General features: G+C 56.8%; 17 protein-coding genes and 1 tRNA gene. 13 read left to right on the top strand and 5 right to left on the bottom strand.

What is annotated here, in order from left to right; genetic code table 11:
* Positions 1–5 precede the first annotated feature (5 nt).
* Positions 6–389, top strand: a complete 384-nt coding sequence (locus tag IY73_RS07675; protein ID WP_148565071.1) for a hypothetical protein — start codon at positions 6–8, stop codon at positions 387–389.
* A 505-nt stretch (positions 390–894) separates the two neighbouring features.
* Here the strand turns inward: IY73_RS07675 and IY73_RS07680 are convergent.
* Positions 895–968 (bottom strand) — tRNA-Leu (locus IY73_RS07680).
* Between the two features lie 191 nt (positions 969–1,159).
* Here IY73_RS07680 and polA point away from each other — a divergent pair.
* The 3 genes from polA (at position 1,160) to coaE (ending at position 6,226) form a co-directional block, all read left to right on the top strand.
* Positions 1,160–3,865, top strand: a complete 2,706-nt coding sequence (polA, locus tag IY73_RS07685) for a DNA polymerase I (RefSeq protein WP_053962559.1) — start codon at positions 1,160–1,162, stop codon at positions 3,863–3,865.
* Between the two features lie 174 nt (positions 3,866–4,039).
* Positions 4,040–5,482, top strand: a complete 1,443-nt coding sequence (rpsA, locus tag IY73_RS07690) for a 30S ribosomal protein S1 (protein WP_053962560.1) — start codon at positions 4,040–4,042, stop codon at positions 5,480–5,482.
* Positions 5,483–5,632: 150 nt separating this feature from the next.
* Complete coding sequence (gene coaE, locus IY73_RS07695; protein WP_053962561.1) at positions 5,633–6,226, top strand: dephospho-CoA kinase; 594 nt, start codon at positions 5,633–5,635, stop codon at positions 6,224–6,226.
* On the opposite strand, the gene IY73_RS07700 is transcribed toward coaE, so the two are convergent.
* The 3 genes from IY73_RS07700 to malQ form a co-directional block, all read right to left on the bottom strand.
* On the bottom strand, positions 6,199–6,729 hold the full coding sequence (locus IY73_RS07700) for a low molecular weight protein-tyrosine-phosphatase (protein ID WP_053979162.1): 531 nt from the start codon (positions 6,727–6,729) through the stop codon (positions 6,199–6,201). The two genes, coaE and IY73_RS07700, sit on opposite strands and share 28 nt — an antisense overlap.
* Positions 6,730–6,817: 88 nt before the next feature.
* The gene (locus IY73_RS07705; protein ID WP_053962563.1) at positions 6,818–7,846 is read right to left on the bottom strand and encodes a LacI family DNA-binding transcriptional regulator; all 1,029 of its coding nucleotides are present in this window, start codon (positions 7,844–7,846) and stop codon (positions 6,818–6,820) included.
* A 165-nt stretch (positions 7,847–8,011) separates the two neighbouring features.
* Complete coding sequence (gene malQ, locus IY73_RS07710; protein WP_053962564.1) at positions 8,012–10,087, bottom strand: 4-alpha-glucanotransferase; 2,076 nt, start codon at positions 10,085–10,087, stop codon at positions 8,012–8,014.
* Between the two features lie 460 nt (positions 10,088–10,547).
* Between malQ and IY73_RS07720 the strand changes: the two genes are divergently transcribed.
* The 3 genes from IY73_RS07720 (at position 10,548) to uvrB (ending at position 16,154) form a co-directional block, all read left to right on the top strand.
* The gene (locus tag IY73_RS07720) at positions 10,548–12,005 is read left to right on the top strand and encodes a hypothetical protein (protein WP_053962566.1); all 1,458 of its coding nucleotides are present in this window, start codon (positions 10,548–10,550) and stop codon (positions 12,003–12,005) included.
* Between the two features lie 81 nt (positions 12,006–12,086).
* Positions 12,087–13,901, top strand: coding sequence for an AMP-dependent synthetase/ligase (locus tag IY73_RS07725; RefSeq protein ID WP_053979163.1), 1,815 nt, complete (start codon positions 12,087–12,089; stop codon positions 13,899–13,901).
* 54 nt (positions 13,902–13,955) lie between these two features.
* On the top strand, positions 13,956–16,154 hold the full coding sequence (gene uvrB, locus IY73_RS07730) for an excinuclease ABC subunit UvrB (protein ID WP_053962568.1): 2,199 nt from the start codon (positions 13,956–13,958) through the stop codon (positions 16,152–16,154).
* 54 nt (positions 16,155–16,208) lie between these two features.
* Here uvrB and IY73_RS07735 read toward each other — a convergent pair whose 3' ends face one another.
* Complete coding sequence (locus IY73_RS07735; protein WP_082346618.1) at positions 16,209–18,560, bottom strand: HelD family protein; 2,352 nt, start codon at positions 18,558–18,560, stop codon at positions 16,209–16,211.
* A 223-nt stretch (positions 18,561–18,783) separates the two neighbouring features.
* On the opposite strand from IY73_RS07735, the gene uvrA reads away from it, so the two are divergent.
* The 6 genes from uvrA to pheS all read left to right on the top strand — a co-directional run bounded on the left by uvrA (position 18,784) and on the right by pheS (position 25,154).
* On the top strand, positions 18,784–21,645 hold the full coding sequence (gene uvrA / locus IY73_RS07740) for an excinuclease ABC subunit UvrA (RefSeq protein ID WP_053979165.1): 2,862 nt from the start codon (positions 18,784–18,786) through the stop codon (positions 21,643–21,645).
* 309 nt (positions 21,646–21,954) lie between these two features.
* Positions 21,955–22,500 (top strand): translation initiation factor IF-3, encoded by a 546-nt coding sequence (infC, locus tag IY73_RS07745; RefSeq protein ID WP_082345543.1) that lies wholly within the window; start codon positions 21,955–21,957, stop codon positions 22,498–22,500.
* Between the two features lie 67 nt (positions 22,501–22,567).
* Complete coding sequence (rpmI, locus tag IY73_RS07750) at positions 22,568–22,759, top strand: 50S ribosomal protein L35 (RefSeq protein ID WP_053962572.1); 192 nt, start codon at positions 22,568–22,570, stop codon at positions 22,757–22,759.
* Positions 22,760–22,815: 56 nt separating this feature from the next.
* Complete coding sequence (gene rplT / locus IY73_RS07755; protein ID WP_053962573.1) at positions 22,816–23,199, top strand: 50S ribosomal protein L20; 384 nt, start codon at positions 22,816–22,818, stop codon at positions 23,197–23,199.
* Positions 23,200–23,243: 44 nt separating this feature from the next.
* Entirely contained in the window at positions 23,244–24,044 is an 801-nt protein-coding gene (locus IY73_RS07760; RefSeq protein ID WP_053962574.1) for a TrmH family RNA methyltransferase, read from the top strand.
* 60 nt (positions 24,045–24,104) lie between these two features.
* Positions 24,105–25,154: a phenylalanine--tRNA ligase subunit alpha gene (gene pheS, locus IY73_RS07765; protein WP_053962575.1), complete on the top strand. Its 1,050-nt coding sequence runs from the start codon at positions 24,105–24,107 to the stop codon at positions 25,152–25,154.
* Positions 25,155–25,193: the final 39 nt, after the last annotated feature.

The following is a 25,193-nucleotide window of genomic DNA, read 5'->3' on the forward strand; positions in this document are numbered from 1 at the left end:
AGAGTATGAATTACAACAGTAGCAGCTTCGATTGCTTCGTTTATGGGGCAACGATGGAGGAAGTTTGCGATGCCCTCGTGAAGCGGTTTAATGCCGAGGTGGAGATTGAGCCGGGCTATGAAGATAGTGAGTGGGAGCTGACTCTCCACGGTGATGACGGCAACTATATGGAGTCTTTTATTACCTACGGGACAGCATATGGAGAGCGCGGAGTGGACGTCTGCACGGTGTTTTCCCTTGGGGATTTCCATTGGTGGGCTAACCAGATCTTCGAGTGCCTCACCGATGCTCTCCCCAACGATGTTTACATGGTGCAGAACTCATTAGACCCTATGTTTCTCCGTGAGCGTGTTAATGGTGTCTACTCCTATGAAGAGCTAAAAGCGTAGCGTTTTCGTTATTTGAATAGAACCCCGCACCTGCAAAGGGTGGCGGGGTTTTCCTTTACCCACCGCCCGTAGACGCGTGACCGCGCCGGGCGGTGTGGTGTATTGAGCACCCTTTTCAGCCGGGGGTTGTTGTGGTTGGGCAGTTGACCCACGGTGCGTGTGATGTGGGGTTCATGTTTGAGGAGAAGAAATCATGCCGGATTATGTGACACCGAATGATGTGGCTCAGATGGCTGCTGGTGAGCAGACCCCAGACAATATGCAAGAGGAGTGGTCGGAGGGGGAGAATTTACCCCGTCTGCCTCGCAGGGAGAGTGAGGTGGTTTTATGTTGTTGCTGGGCTTCCTCGCTTTTTTCGTGCGTTTTTGTGGCTACATTTTGGCTACATCTGGTGCATTTTAGAGCCTTTTTGTGCCCTTTCGTGCCCCCTTAAGCGCCTACCGTAAATATAGTGAAACCCCTGGTGAACCAGCATTTCTACCGATCTACCAGGGGCTTTGAAAAGTGCCCTCGGTGGGACTCGAACCCACACTGGACGGGTTTTGAATCCGTTGCCTCTGCCAATTGGGCTACGAGGGCAAAGCGCGAGGCGCTCAGTGCCTGCGGCTAAGTCTAATAGAGAACCCCGACGAGAGAAAAACTCTCCGCCGAACTCGATGCAGACCCTGTTGGTTCTTTGCGCTGAAATGTAATCCATGCGGCCTCATAGGACCTCCGTGCAGTGGGGAGAGTGTCTCCCGGAGAGTGGGGAGATTGTCTAAGCTGAAGGGGTGACTGCAGAAACAACCCCCACGCGTCCTGTCGTTTTGCTCCTCGATGGGCATTCCATTGCTTTCCGTGCGTTTTTCGCGTTACCTCCGGAAGGCTTCAGTACGAGCGCAGGACAGCATACCAATGCAGTTTATGGGTTCCTGTCTATGCTCACTAATCTCGTCTCTGAGGAGCAGCCAGACTACATTGTGGCTGCGTTCGATGAGGGGCGTGCTACCTTCCGCAACCGTGCCTATCCCGAGTACAAGGCGCAACGATCTGAGACCCCTGCCGAGTTCATTGGGCAGGTAGAGCTTATCCGGGAAGTACTGCAGGCACTCGGCATCCCCACTGTTTCTAGTGCCGAATATGAGGCGGATGACCTTATCGCCACGTTATCGCGCGTCGCCGAGGAATCCGGGAAACAATCCCTGATCTGCACCGGTGACCGAGACTCGTTCCAGCTCATTGACGACTATACAACGGTCCTCTACCCCACGAAGGGGGTGTCGACGCTGGTGCGCTATACGCCAGCACAGGTGAAAGAGCGTTATGACGTCACCCCGCAGCAATACCCTGATATGGCGGCCTTGCGGGGGGATCCCTCAGATAACCTCCCGGGTGTTCCCAAGGTTGGGGAGAAGACCGCAGCGAAGTGGCTCAATCTCTACGGATCTCTGGAGGAGATCATTGCTCACGCCGATGAGATCAAAGGCAAGGTAGGGGAGAATCTTCGCGCTCACCTTGAGGATGTGAAGCGGAACTCCTACCTCACCGCAATGGTGAGGGATGTTGATATGGAGCTCGATCTTGCAGATGCAGCCCGCACCCCAGTCGACGAGGTGCCCATCAACGAGGTTTTCGACAAACTAGAGTTCGGCTCCCGCCTCCGCGAACGCGTATTCGCAGCGTTCAGTCTTTCTCCTGACGCCGACGAAGTACCGAGCACTGAGGTTTCTCTCGCAGTCACCTTTGCTGAGCTCGACGGGGTGGCAGACTGGCTGGCTGAACATGGACAAGGCGAGGGAGTCTATGGGGTGGTGGTGACGGGTCCCGCCAGCATTGTGGCGGGGGATGTTGATGCCCTCGCTATCGCTAGCCCCACCGGTCAGCAGTTGGTATGCACGGCAGCATCCCTGAGTCCAGCCGATGAGGCCGCACTAGGGGAGTGGATGGCCGATCCTGCTGTGAAGAAGGCTTTCCACGACGCGAAGCGGTGTATACATTGCCTTGCCGGTCGCGGGTGGCGCCTCAACGGTGTGTACTTCGACACGTTGGTGGCATCCTACTTGGTCCGGCCCGGCCAACGCGCTACTAGTTTTGACGATGTTGTACGACGCCATACTGGAGCAGAATTGGTACCCCCGGAGGATGGGCAACTTAGTCTCCTCGAGATGGCTGACGACAACGACCAGTTCCGTGAGAATCTTGCAGTGCGGGCAGCCCACCTGCTGGCTCTCGTCGCACAACTGACTGAGGAATTGGATGGATATGGGGAAACCCGCCTCTTCCACGAGATGGAGATGCCCCTCGTGATGGTGCTCCAGCGGATGGAGCATGATGGTATCGCTGTCTCTAGCCGAGCCCTCCACGAGCTCGAAGATGACTTCTCTGCCCAGGCCGCACTGCTCGAGCGAGAGGCCTATGTAGCTATTGGTGATGACACTGTCAACCTTGGATCGCCGAAGCAGCTGCAAGCGGTACTGTTTGATCAATTGGGAATGCCAAAGACCAAGAAAACAAAAACCGGCTATTCGACTAACGCAGAATCCCTCGAAATGCTGTATGCGAAGACGGGCCACCCCTTCCTCGCTGCGCTGCTGGGGCACCGTGCAGCCACCAAGCTTAAAACCACAGTGACCGGCCTCATCAACTCGGTGAGTGACGACGAGCGCATCCACACCACGTTTAATCAGACAATCACCACCACCGGCCGTCTCTCTTCAACAGACCCGAATCTCCAAAACATTCCGGTCCGGACGGATGAAGGTAAACGCATACGCGAGATCTTCGTCGCTGGAGAAGGCTACGAAGGACTTCTCACCGCCGACTACTCGCAAATCGAGATGCGCGTCATGGCCCACCTGTCGAAGGACGAAGGGCTCATTGAGGCGTTCCAGCGGGGTGAGGATTTACACTCCTACGTCGGCTCTGTGGCGTTTGATGTACCGCTAGATGGAGTTACTCCAGAACTGCGCCGGCGGACCAAAGCGATGAGCTATGGCCTCGCCTACGGACTATCGCCCTACGGGCTGGCACGACAGCTTGATATTCCCGTCGCCGAAGCTAAGAGCTTCATGGAGAACTACTTCGAACGCTTCGGAGGGGTACGCGACTATCTGCACAATGTGGTGGAAGAAGCTCGGAAGACTGGATACACGGAAACTATGTTCGGCCGGCGCCGGTATCTTCCCGAACTGACCTCCAGCAATCGGGTTGTGCGGGAAAACGCCGAGCGAGCTGCTCTTAACGCGCCTATTCAAGGCACCGCCGCAGACATCATCAAATTGGCGATGCTGCGGGTGGATTCCGCCCTACACGACTCTGACCTGCGCTCTCGTGTTCTTCTGCAGGTACATGACGAGCTGGTGTGTGAGGTTGCGCCAGGCGAGCGGGAGGCGTTGCAAGCTTTGGTGTCGGAGTGTATGGACTCTGCTGTCGAGTTGGCAGTCCCGCTGGAAGTTTCGGTTGGTTTTGGGGCTACATGGAATGCTGCCGCGCATTAAGTGAACAGTGGATTACCAGCGTTAATGTAGCTTGTCTCACGCTGTAGTGAGCGGTAGTATTGGTAACTGCGTGTGTTCCGTCCGGGCTGCTGTGTTCCTTTCCGGGGTGCGGACGCAGGCAATGACCGTTCCATGAACACCTGATACATTCCGTAGTCCGGAGTTACCAACCCTATGACCACTACTAACAATACTCAGCAGGTAGCCGTCAACGATATCGGCACTGCTGAGGACTTCCTCGCCGCTGTCGACGCCACCATCAAGTACTTCAACGACGGTGACATTGTCGAAGGCACTGTCGTCAAGATCGACCACGACGAGGTTCTCCTCGATATCGGCTACAAGACCGAAGGCGTCATCCTTTCTCGTGAGCTTTCCATCAAGCACGATGTCGACCCCAGCGAAATCGTCGAAGTTGGCGACACCATTGAAGCCCTTGTTCTCACTAAAGAGGACAAAGAAGGCCGTCTGATGCTGTCCAAGAAGCGTGCTCAGTACGAGCGTGCTTGGGGTGCCATCGAAGAACTCAAAGAAAAGGACGAGCCAGTCAAGGGCACCGTTATCGAGGTCGTCAAGGGCGGCCTCATCATGGATATCGGACTGCGCGGCTTCCTGCCTGCCTCCCTCGTGGAAATGCGTCGCGTCCGCGATTTGCAGCCTTATGTTGGCAAGGAACTTGAAGCCAAGATCATCGAGCTCGACAAGAACCGCAACAACGTTGTGCTGTCCCGTCGCGCATTCCTCGAGCAGACCCAGTCTGAGGTTCGCTCTGAGTTCCTCAACCAGCTGCAGAAGGGCCAGATCCGCAAGGGTGTCGTGTCCTCTATCGTCAACTTTGGTGCCTTCGTGGATCTGGGCGGCGTAGACGGACTCGTCCACGTCTCCGAGCTGTCCTGGAAGCACATCGATCACCCGTCCGAGGTTGTCGAGGTCGGTCAGGAAGTCACTGTCGAGGTTCTCGATGTCGACATGGACCGCGAGCGTGTTTCCCTGTCCCTCAAGGCTACCCAGGAAGATCCCTGGCGCCAGTTCGCCCGCACCCACGCTATCGGCCAGATTGTGCCCGGCAAGGTCACCAAGCTCGTTCCGTTCGGTGCCTTTGTGCGTGTCGAAGAGGGTATCGAGGGTCTCGTCCACATCTCCGAACTGGCCGAGCGCCACGTGGATGTTCCGGATCAGGTCGTCACCGTCGGCCAGGAGGTCATGGTTAAGGTTATCGACATCGACCTCGAGCGTCGTCGTATCTCCCTGTCCCTCAAACAAGCTGACATCGACTACACCGAAGAGTTCGATCCCGCCAAGTATGGTATGTCCGACTCCTACGACGAGCAGGGCAACTACATCTTCCCCGAAGGCTTCGACCCTGAAACTAACGAATGGATCGAAGGCTACGAGAAGCAGCGTGAAGAGTGGGAGGACCGCTACGCAGAAGCCGAGCGTCGCCACCAGCTCCACACCAAGCAGGTGGAAGCTAACCGTATCGCTGCCGCTGAAGCTGGCGAAGCTGCCCCCGAGGGCGACTACACCGCACAGGCTCCGGCTGCTGACGAAGCCCACGGCTCCCTTGCCTCTGACGAGCAGCTCAACGCCCTGCGTGAGAAGCTTGCCGGCAACTAGTCGTTACTAGCGCGGACACGTACCCCGGTACTGTCTCACTACACGTTAAAACTGCGGAGGAAGCATCTTGCTTCCTCCGCAGTTTTTATCTTCATTTACTAGACTGGGTTCGGCAAAGTCAGACGGCTCACTACAAGGAGAGGAACGCATGTGATTGGCCTGTCTGGAGGAATTGGATCGGGAAAATCTACGGTGGCCGCAGTATGGCGAGAACTGGGCGCCACTGTAGTCGATGCCGATCACGTGGCGCGGGAAGTCGTTGCGCCAGGAACACCAGGGCTAGCAGCCTTAGCCGCAGAGTTTGGAGACGACCTAATTCAGCCAGACGGAACACTAAACCGGGCGCTCTTGGCGCAGCGTGCATTTGTGGATTCCGTGCACACCGAGCGGCTCAACAGCATTCTTCAGCCTGCTATCGCTGCACGCTCAGCAGAACTTCTTGCTGTGGCTCCTTGTCCACAGCTGGCTGTTTATGATGTCCCGCTTCTCGTCGAACATGACATGGCTGGCATGTTCGAGCATATTGTCATGGTGTTATCGCCAGCGGAGCAGCGTCTAGAGAGACTCGTCCACCAGCGTGGTTTGGCTACTGACGATGCTCGAGCACGCATGGCACAACAGGCCACTGATGCCCAACGACGGGAAATCGCCGACATCATTATCGACAATGATGGCACAGTGGACGAATTGAGAGAACGAGCCAGCAGTGTGTGGCGTTACCTAGAAAGCTGCTGTTCCACGTAGTCGACAATTGCGGGAGCACACCGCTCTAGTGTTTCCCGTGTTGTCACAAAATCTTGTGGACCTCCATACCAAGGGTCTTCTACATCGAGAATCTGGTCCGCAACCTCTGTAGTGATGATGCGCTGGGGGTTACAGACGTCGTCAAAGGTGCGGAAGAGCAAGACTGGGAGATTATGGAGCCCGAAACGCTGACAGAGTCGCTCCAGACCCCATACATGGCCGGTCGTCATTGCCAGGATGAGGTCAGCCTGCGAGAGCTCTGCACGAGTGGCCTGGTGCGCCCGGTGTACTGGGGTCGGATAGCCCGCACGTGCCAACTCTCCTTGTGCACGATAGTCGATACCGTTGCCGGTTTCTTCTTTGCTTACTCCCGCTGAGCGGATCTCAATAGTGGAGGGGTCGAGACCACGTGCTGCAGCTTCTTCTCGAACGATAATCTCAGCCATGATCGACCGGCAGATATTACCGGTGCAGATCATGAGAATTCGGTAGGGAGTGGGCATGGTGCAGTCTCCTTTGGGCGATAAACGAACGCCGCATCTCTTTCTCTCGGGAGGAGGAAGAAAATGCGGCGGCTCGTGGGGAGTGTCGTTAACGACGCAGGCTATGAACGCGGTCGGTAGATTCGCGCTCGACCAGCTTCATTTGTACGGTAGTGGTGAGGTGGCCGATATCGCGATGCTGGTGCCGGAGCTGTTCTAGCAGCTGGCTGAAGGCCAGTGAGCCTTGAGTACGCCGAGATGCGGTAACGGTGGTGAGAGCGGGGGTTACCAGTGCGCTCATGAAGATATTATCGGTGCCCACCACGGATACATCGCGGGGGACGTCAATGCCCACAGACTTTACGGCAATCATGAAGCCCATGGCCATGAGGTCGTTGTGGGCAATGACAGCGGAGGTACGGCGTTGCATCCATTCGCGGGCGGCAGCGGCGCCACCGGCGACGGTGGGGCGGCGCGGGGGTGTACGACGGATGGCCATCTTGCGGCGGGAGCACTGTTCGAGGAGTGCCTGCCACCGCTGGGCGTCATCGTAGGAATGGACGGGGCCCGGGAGGAAGGTGAGGGAGCGGTGGCCGAGATCGTACAGATGGGCGACCATTTCTTGGACGCCTTGGCGGGCATCGCTAATGACGGCGGGGACGCCGGGAACCTCACGGTTCAGAGTGACGACTGGGCGCTGCTTGGCCATTGCCTGGATGGCGGCATCGGGGAGACGCGGGGAGACCAGGATGAGACCTTCGGCGAGTCCCATGGAACGTTCGAGGGTTTCGCTGTTCTGGTCGTCGATCTCGGTAGCATCAAGCAGAATGGTCGAGTATCCAGCAGCAAGTGCCTCACGGCGGATGCCTTTAATAGTTTCTGCGTATGTCGGGTTGGCAATATCGGGAACCGCAACGGCAATGAGTTGAGTGGACTGTGCAGAAGTGAAGCTGACAGTTGCCGCCCGGTAGCCTATTTTCTCCGCAACTTTGCGAACTCGGGCTGCGGTTTCGGCATTGACACGTCCGGGGCGGGAGAAGGTGCGGGACACTGTGGAGGGTGCCACTCCGGCTTCACGGGCTACGTCATAGATGGTGACGCGCTTGGCATCACTGGAAGACTTACTCTTACTGCTCACGCGGATAAGTGTAGTTTAGTTGCCGTAGCTTGCCAAACTGGTCTTAGCCTTTCACCTGCGGTTCTTCAAAAGATGAAAAGTATTTTTCGAGATTTTGGCCTCACTTTCGCGCCAAAAGAGTAATCATTTTTGACTGCAAAAATCGGCACAAAAGTCAAGGAGTATTTAGATATTGTCCATAACATCACGCTTCAAAGCGGTCCACAATGGCGACTCCTGTACCTGCTGCAGACTAACGGCATGGCCGTCGCGATCACAGAGGGGAACCAACCAGTTGGGGTATTCCGTATCGGTACCCGGCACGTTTTCAGAACGCTGATCCGCCACGATGTCGACGAGGGCAATAGCTTTAGCAGTGGCAGGGGCGAGCCACATCAGCTGATGAATCGCCAGAACTTCTGCGTCGCTGCCAGGGAATGTGTCGCTGGGCCATACTCCCATGCGAGTCCCCATTTCTACAATGTCAGCACGGTTACGGAGATAATCCTGCCACTCAGCCTCTCGGGATTGTCCCAAGATACCCAAGCTGTCCCGCAGGTCTACCTGCTTTCCCGCAAGGTAAGCGGAGACAGGCGGCATGTCATGCGTACTCACCGTCATCATGCAGTCGCGACGGATGGTATCGGGAACACGTAGTTGGCCGTTGTCGTCGTACTCGTACCAGAGTACAGATGTTCCCCAAATGCCGTAGTGGGATAGTGCTTCTCGCACATAATCTTCAACAGTTCCGAGATCCTCGCCGATAATGACACAGCCGTGCCGATTCGCTTCGAGGATGACGATGCGCAGCAGGTCATCATAAGGGAAGGGAACATAAACACCAGCAGTGGGAGGCATTCCGCGGGGAATCCACCACAAACGGAAAAGACCCAAAATGTGGTCAATTCGTACCCCACCACCCGTTTCGCAGAGTTTGCGAATCATCTGAACAAAGGGAGCATATCCCGCTTCCTGCAGCGACTGCGGATGCCATGGTGGCTGATTCCAGTTCTGCCCCAACTGATTGTAGGCGTCTGGTGGAGCACCAACGGTTACCTCCGGCACCATCAGGGAGGAGAGGGACCAGACGTCGGCAGAGTGGAGCCCCACTCCGACGGCCAGATCGTGTACGATGCCGATACTCATCCCCGCAGCCTTAGCTGCCCGTTGCACATCCCGTAGCTGTTCCGTAAGAAGGAACTGTACCCACTGGTGGAATTTCAGCCGTTTGGCATGCTCCACAGATTTCTCTACTGCCCATGCAGAAGAGGGCCCATGGTCGCCCTCCCAGAGAATCGGATGGTCCTCCCCATACTCTTCGACCAGCGCACACCACAACGCGTAGTCCCGCAGCTGGCTTCCCTCCCGCTGGCAGAACTCCTCGAAAAGATCGAGGCGGAGAGTGTACATGCTGTCACCGAACAAGAGTTCTAGTGCGGCTATCTTCGCAGTGTGGACGGCACTGCGATCAAGTAGTTCCGGGGAGTGGTTGCGAGCTTTCAGGGGCGCTGCGAGCGTATCAATGGCAGCACGACACTCTGCCGATGCCGAGTGGTATTCCGGCAGATCCTCGATCGACAGCATAAGAACAGACAGGTAGCGGCGGGATCGGGGTAAATAGGGAGAGTTTTCTACGGGGGTGACTGGGGAACCCGCGTGGATGGGGTTGATGCTGACAAAGTCGGCACCTTGCTGGGCGGCCCATTGGCACAGCTCTTTGAGGTCGTGGCTATCTCCCATGGACCAGGACTGGTCACCGCGAAGCGCGTAAATTTGGGCTGTCAACCCCCATACGTTCTGCTGATCCGGAAGAACGTGGAGATGAGCAGGGGTCACGATAATGTGGGTGGCCCGATAGGTGACATCAGCTGAAGTTACCACCAGCCGGTGGTAACCCTGGGGGAGAGCAGCTGGCAGTTCGACAGCCAACACCGGATCGATCTTCTCTGGAAGTTCAATAGTGACGAGGCGCAGCGGGATCCGCGAACTGTCCTCCAAATGTACTTCCCAGTCGGCCAATTGCAGCAGATCCCACTCCGTCTGTGCTGCCGCGAGGGTCAGGTAGTGCAGTTTCTCCTCTTCCACCACAGCGGTGGCGGGGAGGCCCGCAAATCGTTGTTGAGATGACGCAGGAAGATGGGTCCCGAGCGCAGTCTCCACTGCCTTGAGCGAAACCGCAGAGTAGGGGTGCCATGTGTGGTCAGCCCCGCGGTAGCCGGCGGTGAGGCCCCACTTCTGGGAGGCGGCGTGCTGGTGCGTCATGTCTTTGATGCTACCGACCGGAGGAGAAAATGACTCCTGCGATGGGAACTGACAAGCCTGGTTATCCGTTTTAGAGTGGAGTAAAGGATTCCGTCCAGAGAGATGAATTCCCTCGTTACGTAGGAAAGGAAGTGGTGGAAGGGTGGCTAACCCATTGCCCGGGTGGGGAAAATACACATTTTTAGGGCCGGAAACTCTGTCCGTCGCCATCGATCCACGTACCGAGCGCTGTGAAGTATTGGAAGGGGAGCTCGCCGGAAAGCGCTTCAATTCCGCTGTGCGCGCAGCACGCGCCATTTTGGCGACCTATCCTGGGATTCTCACTGCTTTGCCAAGTGCAGAACAGATGGCATTCCCTGGGGAACTTTGGCAGAAACAGAAAGTTTCGGTGGACTCCCGCACAGCAGACTCTTCAACCAGTACAGTCAAAGTGACTGCCCCGATGAGGTGAATACTGATAATGCCCAACCAAGGAAAACAGGTCAAAGTAGCTGTTGAAGAATGGCTGCGCGACGCTGCCATTCCCGTCACGAGCGCTGCCTATCGTCTCTCAGATAAAGCTGCTCTGGCATTGAGTGCCGGCTATTTGGACCAGAATATGCGGGGGATTCTGCACGCGCGCTTACAGAAAGGGTCCACGACTCCGAGGACCGGAGGCGTGGAAGAGCTAAGCCGCATCGCCGCTACTGCCCACGAATGGCACGATGTCGCCAACGGTGACCCCACCACTGCACTCCGCAATGACAAGTTCATCACGGACGACGGCAAACTCATGGCGAATGATGTGCGGTCGGCACTGGCACATCGACGGTACCGTAAATACATGGGGTCGCTGGGTGGCTATCGTCGCGCCTTTGTCTCTGATCCAGCATTCGCCAAGTCGTGGATGGGACTGCGGGAAGAAAAACGCAACGGCATTTTCCTCAGTACGAACCAACGCAACACCATCTTTGATGCGCTCTGCCGCTGCGCCGTTCCGAGCAAGGTGGACTACGCCGAGAAAGTGGGCCCCTCCACGGACCGCTACCGACTCCGGACCTTTAACCGCACGGACCTTCCCCTCTGGGCATTTAACGCTGAGCAACAAGCGTTAGTGGAGAACCCAGAGGACCCGACGCAAAGTAGCTCCCCGTCCGCATCCCGCAGAGCCGTCACTAGTGCTGATGGGCATGGCATGCAGAGTTCTGGAGCTGCACCGACTCGCTCAGCGAGCGCATTGGACACAGTTCTTGATCGTGTGCCTGATGCCCTGCGGGGTGATATCAGTTCAATGCGCAAGATTGTCAACGATGCAGTCTCCGGCATTTCCCGTGTCATCGCCGGGCGTCCCGTGGAAGACGAGTCCTGGACCTCCAGCCGCGAACAGCTCCTCCGAGTACAGGCTGCCACCTTCTCCTTCGCCGACTCCTACGATGCTGCCCTCTACATTCTGGGTATCGTGATGGACCGCCTCGATCGATCACCTGCGTGGCACGGTGACGCACTCGCTACCCAAGCCTCGAGCATTGACATCACCGCCGAAGTGATGGAAGTAGCCAGTGATATTGTGGAGCTGCGAGACGTTTCTGCGGCACTGCGGAAGCGTGGTCTCCAGCACGGCGTTACCCACCGCAATCGCCTCCGGGAACTCGGAGAAGTCTGGACCGAACTTGTTGACCGTGTGGTTGCACTTGTCGCCTTGGCTGATGCGGTCGACATTGTCGATACCGAGTTGGTGCGCTGGAGTGACTACCGCTCCGTGGATGACTTGGATGACCGTATCGATAACCTCGTCGCACGCTCCGGATTCCGCACCACCTCCAACCAGATGGACCACTCTGTGCGCCAGGATATTGCCGAGTCGGGCAGGGTTATGGCTGTCGCCCGTTCCGTCATCGAACAGGAAATTGGAGTACTCGGTCGGGGAACACACAGCTAGCACAGTGGCGTTGGTTCGCTCCTCTTCTTAAACTGAAGGGAAATCCTCCGATACAGGGGATTGCCGGGAGGAGTATGCGGATTGCGAGAATACACCGCGCCACTGGTCTACCGTGTGGAGCCCGACGAGTCGATCGTCGATTCGCTCTACCGGCAGTCCGAAGAAGCACCTGATCGTGTGCTCTTCCAGCGGCCTGTCCTCTCCGACTGGGTTGACGTTTCCGCTCGCCACTTCGCAGCAGAAGTTCGTGCGCTCTCCCGAGGCTGGATTAGCCTTGGAATCAGGCCGGGTGACCGCATCGCTTTACTGTCACAGACCCGCTACGAGTGGATGCTCTTCGCCTACTCTGTATGGAGCTGCGGAGCAGTTCTTGTCCCTATCTACCCCTCATCCTCCGCAGAACAGGTCCATCACATTTTAGAGGACTCTGGAGCACAATTCCTTGTCGTAGAAAACCCCCAGCACTTGGGAACTGTCCTGCACAAGGACAAGCCCGCAACGCTGCGGGATATCTACGTCATCGATAAGTCCGCCACCGATCTCATCATCGCAGCCGGGCGTGGCGCAGTGGGATGCAATTTCGAACTTGACCGGCGTATCCGCTCCCTCAATGTGGAAACTCTTGCCTGCATCATCTTCACCTCCGGGACAACTGGTAACCCCAAGGGGGTACAGATCTCCCACGGAAATCTCCTCCACGAGATCCGGGCATTAGGCGGCCGGCCGGTTGCACAGGATCCTTTGCAACCGGGAAAACGGGTTCTCAATTTTCTCCCGCTCGCCCACGTCTTCCAGTTGGCAATTTCACTCATGTGCATCGATCGCGGCGTCACCCAAACCTACTGGTCTGACTTCAGCACAGTGCTCGAACAGTTCATGCGGTTCAAACCACACCTGTTCGTGGGTGTACCACGGGTTTACGAGAAAATCGCGGAGGCGATGCGCCGCAAGTCACGGATCGCCGGCCCGCTGGGTGAATGGCTCTTCAACCACTCCTACCACAGTGCCATCAACTACTCGCGGATCGCTAGCAAAACGCGGATTTCGATATCCATGCGAGTACGCCACCAGTTTTATGATCGTCTCATTTACCGCTCACTTCGCGATACTCTGGGTGGCGAACTGCAGTGGGTTGTATCCGGTGGTGGCTCCCTCAGCAGTGAGCTCGCGCACTTCCTACACGGGGCGGGAGTGAACGTCTATGAAGGTTATGGGCTTACCGAAACATCGGCCGCAATTACTGTCAATAGTCCAGGGGAGTGGCAGATCGGCTCCATCGGCCGTCCTCTTCCCGGCTGCTCCGTACGTATTGCCGACGACGGGGAGGTTCTCCTCAAAGGCGGTATGGTCACGAGTGGCTACTGGCATAATGACGATGCCACCACCGCCGCCTTCGATAACGGCTGGTTGCACAGTGGAGACCTCGGATCACTCGATCGCGAAGGTTACGTCTATATCACCGGGCGGAAGAAAGAAATTATCGTCACTGCCGGGGGGAAAAATGTGTCCCCAACCAGGCTGGAGACGGTGATCGACCGCTGCCCCCTCGTTAGCTATGCAGTCGTCATCGGTGATCGACGGAAATACATCAGCTGTCTCATCGCCCTCGATAGAGAAGCAGTGCGAGAATGGCTGCAGAGTAACGGCCGCGACCCCGACCTTCCCATCGACAAACTACAGCGCGACCCCGACGTGCGTCGCATTCTCCAAGATGCCATCGATCGAGCTAACCAACAAGTGTCGAGAGCGGAGTCCATCAAGCGGTTCAGGATTCTGCCACGTGACCTCACCGAAGAAGATGGCGAACTGACAGCCACCCTGAAGCTCAAGCGCCACGCCATCAACCTGCATTTCCAAGATGAAATTGAGCAGATTTACCGGGGTAAGCGACGCTAGATAGCGCGCGGTAGCATGGAGGAGACCCCATCCCTAGGCATGGAAGGATACGGCGTGGCCTTCGCGACCGAACACCCTGACCTCCCCGAATCCGGTTACCGGCCGGTCGGCGAGATCCTCCGTACCTCCCAGCCCTTCCACGTCAAAAGCCCCTTCCAACCCGCCGGCGACCAACCGACCGCAATCGCAGAGCTCGCCTACCGAATCAACCGTGGAGACAGGGACACTGTGCTGATGGGCGCCACGGGTACCGGAAAATCGGCCACCGCGGCCTGGCTCATCGAACAGGTTCAGCGCCCCACCTTGGTCATGGCCCCAAATAAGACGCTGGCAGCACAGCTCGCCAACGAACTACGCACCCTCCTGCCGAATAACGCAGTTGAGTACTTCGTCTCCTACTACGACTACTACCAACCCGAAGCGTATATCGCGCAAACTGACACGTATATCGAAAAAGACTCCTCCATCAACGAAGATGTGGAACGGCTCCGTCACTCGGCCACCATGAGTTTGCTATCTCGTCGAGACGTCGTCGTTGTCGCATCCGTCTCCTGCATTTACGGCTTAGGCACTCCCCAGTCCTACCTTGACCGGTCTATTCTGCTGCGTGTCGGCGACGAACTCGACCGTGATGAATTCATCAAACTACTCGTGGAGATCCAGTACGACCGTAACGACATCGCTTTTAGCCGTGGCGTTTTCCGAGTCAAAGGCGACACTATCGACATCATCCCTGCCTATGAAGAGCTCGCCGTACGCATTGAGTTTTTCGGAGACGAGATTGACGGCCTCTACTATCTCAACCCACTCACCGGTGACATCGTCCGCCCGGTGGACGACCTCCACATTTTCCCGGCCACCCACTACGTGGCCGGTCCGGAACGGATGAAAGAAGCCATCGAGGGAATTCAGCAAGAACTCGATAGTCGCCTGCAACAGTTGGAGTCCACCGGCAAACTGCTGGAAGCACAACGCCTCCGCATGCGCACCACCTACGACATCGAAATGATGGAGCAGATGGGCTTCTGCTCTGGTATCGAAAACTACTCTCGGCATATCGACGGACGTGGCCCTGGAACCCCGCCTGCCACATTGCTCGACTATTTCCCGGACGACTTCCTCACCATCATTGACGAGTCACACGTTACCGTTCCCCAAATCGGTGGCATGTTCGAAGGCGACATGAGCCGCAAACGCAACCTGGTCGAGTACGGGTTCCGGCTGCCCTCTGCACTCGACAACCGACCGCTCACCTTCGACGAATTCGAAGCACGCGTTGGACAGACCGTCTACATGTCCGCGACCCCCGGCCCCTTCGAACTTGAGGCATCCCATGGGGAGGTAGTCGAACAGGTTATTCGCCCCACCGGACTCGTCGACCCCAAAGTAGTCGTGAAACCCACCAAGGGACAGATCGATGACCTCCTCGGAGAAATCCGGGAACGAACCGCCCGAGACGAGCGTATTCTCGTCACCACACTGACGAAAAAGATGGCGGAAGACCTCACCGACTATCTCCTGGAGAGGGGAATACGTGTACGCTATCTCCATTCTGACATCGATACACTGCGGCGCGTCGAACTGCTCCGCCAGTTACGACTTGGTTCCTATGACGTACTGGTCGGTATTAACTTGCTCAGGGAAGGTCTCGACCTTCCGGAAGTTTCTCTCGTGGCGATTCTCGACGCCGATAAGGAAGGATTCCTCCGATCCCGCACCTCCCTGATCCAGACAATTGGTCGTGCCGCCCGAAACGTCAGTGGTGAAGTGCACATGTATGCGGACTCCATCACCGACTCGATGCGGGACGCTATTGACGAGACAGAGCGGCGTCGGGCCAAACAGATTGCGTATAACGAGGAGCACGGGATCGATCCGCAGCCGCTTCGCAAACAGATTACGGATATCCTCGATGAGCTCTATGACGACCTCGATGACTCCACTGAAACTTCTGCTCATGAGATGAAAAAGGGCTCTCGGTTAGCGGCTCGCACCCAACAACATGCGCAGCGCGGCAAACTCGATTCCGCGGGGAAGCGCGGTACTGGTGGGGATAGTGCGGTGCCGGGACTGGAAAACCTGGACACTGCACATATGCCGCGAAAGCGCATGGAAGCTCTTATCGCTGAACTTACAGACCAGATGGCGACAGCAGCGCGTGATCTCCAGTTTGAGATCGCTGCCCGCCTCCGGGACGAGATTGCGGATCTCAAACGGGAAGTGCACCACATGGAAGAAGCCGGAATCGAGTAACCGCCGCTGCTAGTTCAGCATACCGCCGGTCTCTCACTGCACTGCGGCAGTGAACTACTCCACCAGCGCAGACAGGCAGTAGGGGAGTTCCCCCTCATGGACCACGGCAAGCGCTTGGGTAGCACGCGTCATCGCCACAAAAAGATCGTTGAGACCTTGTGGAGACGCCTCCACTATTCCGACTGGATCAGTGACAATAACGTAGTCGTACTCTAGTCCCTTCGCTTCCTGCACTAGGGATACTGGTGCTCCCACAAGTGTTTCAAGCGCTTGCCCTGAAGATTCCTCCATCAGCGCACTCATCACAGTAGGGGATACCAGTATGCCGCAGCTACGGCGCTCTTCTGCGAAGAGGTGTGCGAGTTCCTGTACGGTGCGCTGCAGCACCGTACTCCAGCGCTCGTCACCACGATCAACGAGCTCCACCTCATGCTGCGAGCTGCGGATGGAACGAGGTAGGCGTGCCGTTGGATTGATTTCCGCCAATACGCCCTGACTCGCTTCCATAATCTGCCGGGTCGTTCGGTAATTGACCGACAGTGTGAACGAACACCAGCGGTTTTTCACATAGGGGGAGAGCGCGTCTTCCCAGTGTTCCACTCCAGCTGGGTTGGACGTCTGTGCCGTATCGCCAACAATCGTCATCCACCGGTTTGGTGAACGACGCATCACCATGCGCCATGCGAGCGGAGAGAGTTCCTGTGCCTCATCGATAATGACATGCCCAAAGGCCCATTCGCGGTCCTGGGCGGCACGCTCTGCAGTAGTGAGAAAGGAGTGATGCGTGTGGCGATCAGCCAGCCGGCGAGCGTCGATAATGTCATAGGCAGCGAGAATTTCGCTATCGGATTCATCCTCGAATTCGAGAGATGCAGACGCCTTGAGAATGTCGAGGGCATCCTGTGCATCCTCCACCATCTGCCGCCAATTATCACCAGAGGCAGCAGTTGCCCGGGCACGCGGTGGGCATCCCAACTGTTCTGCCGCCTCATCGAGGAGCGGTACGTCTGCTACAGTGAACGGGTTTCCCGTTGGCCGTAACAGAAAGTCAACATCGCCAGTGGGGAGAATACCCGTGCAGGCTTCTTCTGCATGTTCTCTTTCCGTGAGCAGCCGCTCCACCACGTGCTTGGCAGTCAAGATGGGCCAGTGTTCAGTGACCAGAGATTGTACTTCGGGGGAGTGCAGCAGGTCCTCCGTTAAATCCGCAATATCGGAGCGGGACAGCAGCATACCGGGGTGGTCCGGACGTTCGGGGTCGGTGCCAATCTCCGCCGCATAAGCCTCCACGATCTCCTCAACCAGCGTGTCATGGAACAACTGCCGTGCTCGATTATGGGGCCGCCGACTGGAGCGTGCCCGCCCGCGTGCCCGCCGAGTCATGCGGGGGGTAACAGAGAATGGTGTGCCATCAACATGGATGGTGATGGGTTCTTCTAGCACTGTCTGCCACGCTCGAATGGCCTGCTTGAGGACATCGACCATGAGCAACGACCCCTTGACTTCTTGCGTAGCTAGGCTATCTTCAGCTCGTGCAGTCACGCCAGGGAACATATCTCCCAGGGTCATAAGCACTACGCCTGTCTCGCCCAGTGAGGGGAGCACATGGTTGATGTAGCGCAGGAAGGTGTCGTTAGGTCCGATGATGAGTACACCAGAGCGCTCTAGGACAGAGCGGAAGGTGTACAGCAAATATGCGGCACGATGCAGCGCAACAGCAGTTTTACCGGTACCTGGGCCACCCTCCACCACGACAACGCCGCGATGCTCGCAGCGAATAATTTCGTCCTGTTCCCGCTGGATCGTCGCCACAATATCTGTCATATGGCCGGTACGGGGCGCGTTAAGCGCCTTTAATAGTGCGGACTCAGAAGCGACACCGTCCGCCATGTCCTGTGGATTGGGATAACCAGTGGGGGTATCGCCATGCATCAAAAACTCGTCCGAAAGGGACGTGAGTTTACGACCCAACGAATGGATAGTGCGCCGGCGCCACACCCCCTCAGGGCGCGCGGTAGTTGCCAGATAGTAGGGGCGTGCTAAGGGGGCCCGCCAATCTACTAACATGGGGCGACAGTCTTGGTCATTGTCCAGCAGACCCATGCGGCCGATATAGCGAGTCGCCTCTGCCTCTATATGAGAGTCGTCAATTGCGTCAGGAACGATGTCAACTCGCCCGAAGCAGAGCCCGGCCTGCGACTCGTCAATGGCACGAATCTGGGACGTATAGAGCGCGTTGTACGATTCTCGTTCACTGCGTGCTTGCGGAGTACCCCCAGATTGGGCTAGCACAGCCTGCAGTTTGGCCACAGTAGCTGCACGTTCTTCCTCTGCTAACTGGTAGATGGCCGCCAAATACTGCTCTTCGGCATCCCAAGAGTCGGGCAGAGGGAGGGGAGTCGGCACGAACACACTCCTTACACAAATAGCTGTAGTCACGTCATCTGCAGAGCAGCGGGTAACGCCACACAACAAGACAATCCATTATTCCAGATCCCTACCGGCGGATCACTACTACACCCACAGTGTACGTTTCTGACACCGGACTGCTGGCTACTAGCGAACATGCTGAGAGGTTGTTTGACGAGGTCGTTACCATGAAAGGGAGAAGCTCACAGAAGGAGGACAGATGGCGGAACGCCTGGTCGTGAGGGGTGCGCGCGAACATAACTTGAAAGGTGTTGACCTCGACCTGCCCCGCGATGCGTTCATCTGCTTCACCGGTCTTTCGGGTTCCGGCAAGTCCTCCCTCGCTTTCGACACCATCTTTGCGGAGGGACAACGCCGTTACGTGGAGTCCCTTTCTGCCTATGCGCGGCAGTTCCTAGGGCAGATGGACAAGCCTGACGTTGAGATCATCGAGGGGTTGTCCCCGGCAGTATCTATCGATCAAAAGGCGACCAATCGTAATCCCCGCTCGACAGTGGGCACCATCACCGAAATCTACGATTATCTACGACTGCTCTATGCGCGTGCCGGTACTGCACACTGCCCAGAGTGTGGTGCAGTTATTTCCCGGCAGACTCCCCAGCAGATTGTCGACCAAGTGCTGGAACTACCAGAACGGGAGAAATTCCAGATTCTAGCTCCGGTGGCGCGTACCCGAAAAGGTGAGTTTCACGATCTCTTTAGCCGTCTTCAAAGCGAAGGTTTCGCGCGGGTTCGAGTAGATGGGCGCATCTATTCACTGAGTGAGCCTCCTGTTTTAAAAAAGCAAGAGAAGCACGATATCGACGTCGTTGTTGACCGCATGATGGTGAAGGCATCAGCAAAGCAGCGTCTGACTGATTCCATTGAAACAGCGTTAAATCTGGCGAACGGCATTGTCGTCATCGAATGCGTTGACAAAGCTGAGGATGATCCGGACCGCATGATGCGTTTCTCGGAGCGAATGGCGTGTCCGAATGGTCACCGTCTCGACCTTGACGAACTGGAGCCCCGCTCGTTTTCCTTTAACTCCCCGTATGGCGCCTGTCCAGACTGTGATGGGTTGGGATCGCACATGAAGCTCGATCCTGCACTCATTGTGCAGGATGGGGACAAGAGCCTGTCAGAGGGGGCGGTTTTGCCGTGGGCGTATGGTGCTAACCAAAGCTACTTCCAAAAGCTGTTGGGTGGCCTTGCGGAGGCCATGGGCTTTTCTATGGACACTCCCTGGGATGAGCTCACCGCTGCACAACGCAAGGCAGTGTTGTACGGATCGTCTCACGAAGTGCATGTGAGTTATAAGAATCGGTTCGGTCGGCGCCGCAGTTATAACGCCCCCTTCGAGGGTGTCATTCCTTATATCAACCGTAAGCTCGAGTACACCGATTCGGAAAGTCTGAAAGATCGCTACCAGTCATTTATGCGGCCGGTGCCGTGTGAGTCTTGCCAGGGGAAGCGCCTGCGTCCCGAGATTTTGGCGGTTATTCTTGCTACGGATGATGGTCGTGAACTCAATATTGCGGATATGACTGATCTTTCGATTGACGAGTGTCTGGAGGTCATCAATCATCTTCAGCTCGGGAGTCGGGAAGCTGCGATTGCACACAGTATTATCAAGGAAGTTCGTGCTCGCCTCCAGTTCCTGCTGGATGTGGGGCTTAACTACCTGACACTGTCCCGTGCCGCAGCCAGTCTGTCTGGAGGGGAAGCGCAGCGTATCCGGCTTGCCACCCAGATTGGATCAGGGCTGGCGGGCGTTCTGTATGTACTCGATGAGCCGTCAATTGGGCTGCATCAACGGGATAATCGCAAGCTTATTGCTACTCTTAAACGCCTCCGCGATCTCGGAAACACCCTCATTGTCGTGGAGCACGACGAGGAGACTATGCAGGAAGCCGATTGGGTTGTTGACATTGGCCCAGGAGCAGGCGAATTTGGCGGAGAGATTGTCCATTCAGGGTCCTATGAGGATCTTCTGAAGGCAGAGAATTCGCTGACTGGTGCCTATTTGTCGGGACGGCGCACTATTCCAGTACCTGCTGTTCGGCGTCCAATAGATACAGATCGGATGCTTACTGTTGTGGATGCGCGTGAGAATAACTTGCAGCATATTGATGTGCAGTTCCCGCTGGGCGTGCTGACCTGCGTCACCGGTGTCTCTGGCTCTGGTAAGTCGACCTTGGTGAACGACATTCTTGCCACCGCCTTAGCGAATGAGCTTAACCATGCCCGGCAGGTGCCGGGCTCTCATAAGCGGATTGAAGGTCTGGAGCACCTGGACAAATTGGTACAGGTCGATCAGTCGCCTATTGGGCGTACTCCACGGTCCAACCCGGCAACCTATACCGGAGTCTTTGACAAGATACGTGGGCTTTTTGCCGCTACTCCTGATGCCAAAATGCGGGGCTACAAACCCGGTCGCTTCTCCTTCAATGTGAAGGGAGGACGGTGTGAAGCCTGTCATGGTGATGGCACGATCAAAATCGAGATGAACTTCCTCCCGGATGTCTACGTTCCGTGTGAAGTCTGCCATGGTCATCGCTATAACCGGGAGACGCTGGAGGTGTGCTACAAGGGCAAGAACATCTCTGAGGTGTTGGATATGCCCATTGTTGAGGCTGCTGAGTTCTTTAAGCCCATCACGAGTATCCACCGTTATCTCAGCACACTGGTGGATGTGGGCTTGGGATATGTGCGGTTAGGGCAGCCTGCCACCTCACTGTCTGGGGGTGAAGCGCAACGTGTGAAGTTGGCTGCTGAACTGCAAAAGCGCTCAACTGGGAGCACGGTATATATTCTTGACGAACCGACTACCGGTCTGCACTTTGAAGACATCCGTAAGTTGCTCGACGTCATCAACGGTCTGGTTGATAAGGGCAATACGGTTATTGTCATTGAGCATAATCTTGACGTCATTAAGTCTGCAGATTGGGTCATTGATCTCGGGCCCGAAGGCGGATCCGGCGGCGGTCGCATTGTGGCAGCGGGAACGCCCGAAGAAATCGCGCAGGTTCCGGAGTCCTTCACTGGGCAGTTTTTGGCAGAGATGTTTACCTCGTCGTAGAAGAGAGACTATTCGCGTGCTACGGCGAGTAGCGCCGAATTGGTATTCCCGGGCTTTTTCGGTAAACTAGTCACTAAGACCGTCTGAAGTATGCTTCAGAAGCAAGTGGAGTCCCATCCCACCAGTCGACGTCAGGAGCGTAGCTCCGATTGTTTCCTGGTCCGTTAGGTCCCTTCCCCGTATGCGTCGGGTGGTGAGGATAGTAACGGTCGATGGGCCCTGCCGGTAGCAAGACTGCCGCAGGGCTTTTTTCGTGGATGCTATGGGATACACTTCGGTCACCAGAATCCGAACTATTGAGGAGTCCCCATCAGCAATCAAGACGCCCGCATTAATGAGCGAATCCGTGTTCCCGAAGTCCGCCTGGTAGGTCCCAACGGGGAACAGGTGGGCATTGTAGGTGTGGAGCAGGCTCTCAAGCTGGCGTACGAGGCTGACCTCGACCTGGTCGAGGTTGCTCCCAATGCTCACCCGCCCGTGTGCAAGATTATGGACTACGGCAAGTTCAAGTACGAGGCTGCGCAGAAAGCTCGCGAAGCCCGCAAGAACCAGCAGCAGACCGTGATCAAGGAGCAGAAGCTTCGTCCCAAGATCGACGACCACGACTACGAGACCAAGAAGGGAAACGTTGTTCGTTTCCTCAATAAAGGCTCCAAGGTCAAGGTGACCATCATGTTCCGCGGACGTGAGCAATCTCGTCCTGAACTGGGCTACCGCCTTCTCGAACGTCTTGCCAATGACGTCGAAGAGTACGGCTTTGTCGAGGCTCGCCCGAAACAAGATGGCCGCAATATGACGATGGTTATTGCTCCCCACCGCGGGAAGAAGACTCGTCAGCAGGCTGGAGAAGACTAACTTCGGTTGGCTCTCCGCCCCATGGATCCCCCGATCAGCCCCTGATCACGAGAAGAACTGAGGAATAATGCCTAAGCAGAAGACCCACAAGGGAACCGCTAAGCGCTTCAAGAAGACCGGTAGCGGCAAACTCTCCCGCGAGATGGCCAACAAGCGCCACCTCCTGGAGCACAAGTCCTCCCGTCGCACCCGTCGCATTTCCGGCACCACTGACGTTGCCACCGCTGACGTGAAGCGCATTAAGCGCCTCCTCGGCTAACACTTAGCCAGCACACCAAGACTTTTTTATCCCCTAACAATCGACAGGATGACATCGTGGCACGAGTAAAGCGGGCAGTGAATGCCCAGAAGAAGCGTCGCACCATACTGGAAGGTGCCTCCGGCTACCGCGGTCAGCGTTCCCGCCTCTACCGCAAGGCTAAGGAGCAGACCCTCCACTCAATGACTTACTCCTACCGGGACCGCCGTGCCCGTAAGGGAGACTTCCGCAAACTGTGGATCGCACGGATTAACGCTGCCGCTCGCCAGAACGACATGACCTACAACCGCTTCATGCAGGGTCTGCGTCTTGCCGGCATCGATCTGGATCGTAAGGTTCTCGCGGAAATCGCTGTCTCTGACGCCGCTGCCTTCACTGCGCTGGTGGATGCCGCTCGCAAGGCACTGCCGGAGGACGTCAACGCCCCCGCTGCTGAGTAGCAGTAAAGCGCACGCCTGTGGTACACCATACTTCTGAACGACCCGTGGAGATCTTCACCGAACGAACTCCGCGGGTCGTTTCCGCGGCTAAACTTCACCGCCCAGCGCAGCGACGTAAAACTGGGCAGTTTCTCGCAGAAGGGTGGAATGCCGTCTCCGAGGCCATTCGTTACGGTGATGTCATTGATGTCTACGTCACTGAGGACGCCGCTGCACGCTTTGCCAGTACGGTGGTGAGCGCCCGCGATCGTCGCTTGCATGTTCACTACATCAGCCCGAAAGCAGACAAGCTCCTCACCGACACTGTCACGCCGCCTGGCATTTACGCTGTCTGCCAGTCGACAGTGACTGATCTGGCGACAGCTCTCGACCAACAGCCTCACCCACAGCTGGTGCTGGTAGGCGTTGACACTAATGATCCTGGCAATGCGGGGACAATGGTCCGACTCGCCGACGCCTTTGGTGCGGATCTCGTGGTTTTTGCTGGTCATTCAGTCGATCCCGAGAACACAAAGTGTGTGCGCTCATCCGCGGGCAGCATCTACCACCTGCCAGTATGCCGGGAGAGCGATACAGAAGCCGCCCTCACCGCGTTGCAGAGCTGCGGCATCCAACTGCTGGCGACAACAATGGACGGAGAAGTGCGTCTGGACCAGGCAGAGCAGCTGCTGAGCCGTCCCACCGCGTGGCTGATGGGCAGTGAAGCACACGGTCTCGACCCGGCTGTTGCCGCTCAAGCTGACCACACTGTCACTATCCCTATCCGAGGTCGGGCGGAGAGTCTGAACCTCGCCACCGCCGCCTCGATCTGCCTCTACACTTCCGCAACAGCACAGCAGGCGTGAAGCCCGGCCGGGTCATGCACTAGGCTAGAGGCTTGAAAGACGTTTATTCCAAGGAGAATCATGACGCAGGAAAACCAGCCCGCAGACCTAAGTGAAGAGACACTTAACAGTCACGCTGAAGCCGCTGCGGCTGCGTTTACCGCCGCCACCAATCTCGAGGAGCTTGCGGCCGCACGTACCCACCACCTCGGTGATAAATCCCCGCTTGCGCTAGCACGTCGCACCCTTGGCTCCATCGCAAAAGAAGCCCGAAAGGACGCTGGCCGTGCTGTGAACGTGGCGCGTGGCGTTGCTGAACGCGCATTCGGCGAGCGGAAGGCTGCCCTGGAACAAGAACATGCGGCGAACCTGCTGATCGCTGAGTCGATCGATGTATCGCAACCCTCCACCCGTCAACCTGTGGGGGCACAGCATCCGATCACGATGATTGCCGACCAGATCTCCGACATTCTCATCGGTATGGGATGGGAAATTGCTGACGGCCCTGAGGTGGAGACCGAACAGTTCAATTTTGACATGTTGAACTTCCTGCCGGACCACCCCGCTCGCACGATGCAGGACACCTTCCATATTGCGCCAGAAGATTCCCGCGTTGTTCTCCGCACCCACACCTCACCCGTGCAAGTACGCACTCTACTTTCCCGGGAACTGCCTATCTACATCGGCTGTCCTGGTCGTACGTTCCGCACCGACGAACTGGATGCCACCCACACCCCGGTGTTCCACCAGATCGAAGGTTTGGCTGTCGACAAAGGCCTCACCATGGCAGATCTGCGCGGCGTGCTTGACCACCTCGCCAAAGCGCTTTTTGGTCCGGAGACGAAGACGCGTATGCGCGCTAACTATTTCCCCTTTACGGAACCCAGCGCAGAAGTCGATGTCTGGTTCCCCGATAAGAAGGGCGGAGCTGGTTGGGTTGAATGGGGCGGCTGTGGCATGGTGAACCCCAATGTTCTGCTCTCCGCTGGTATTGATCCCGAAGAGTACTCCGGCTTCGCCTTCGGCATGGGCTTGGAGCGCACTTTGCAGTTCCGTAATGGCATCTCCGATATGCGCGACATGGTGGAAGGCGACATTCGTTTCACTCTCCCCTTCGGTATACGCTCCTAAACCCAGCACATATCCCTCAGACATCTATTCCACTCGCTT

Origin of the sequence: Lawsonella clevelandensis (assembly GCF_001293125.1) — a bacterium.
In the GTDB taxonomy this organism is placed as follows: Bacteria; Actinomycetota; Actinomycetes; order Mycobacteriales; family Mycobacteriaceae; genus Lawsonella; species Lawsonella clevelandensis.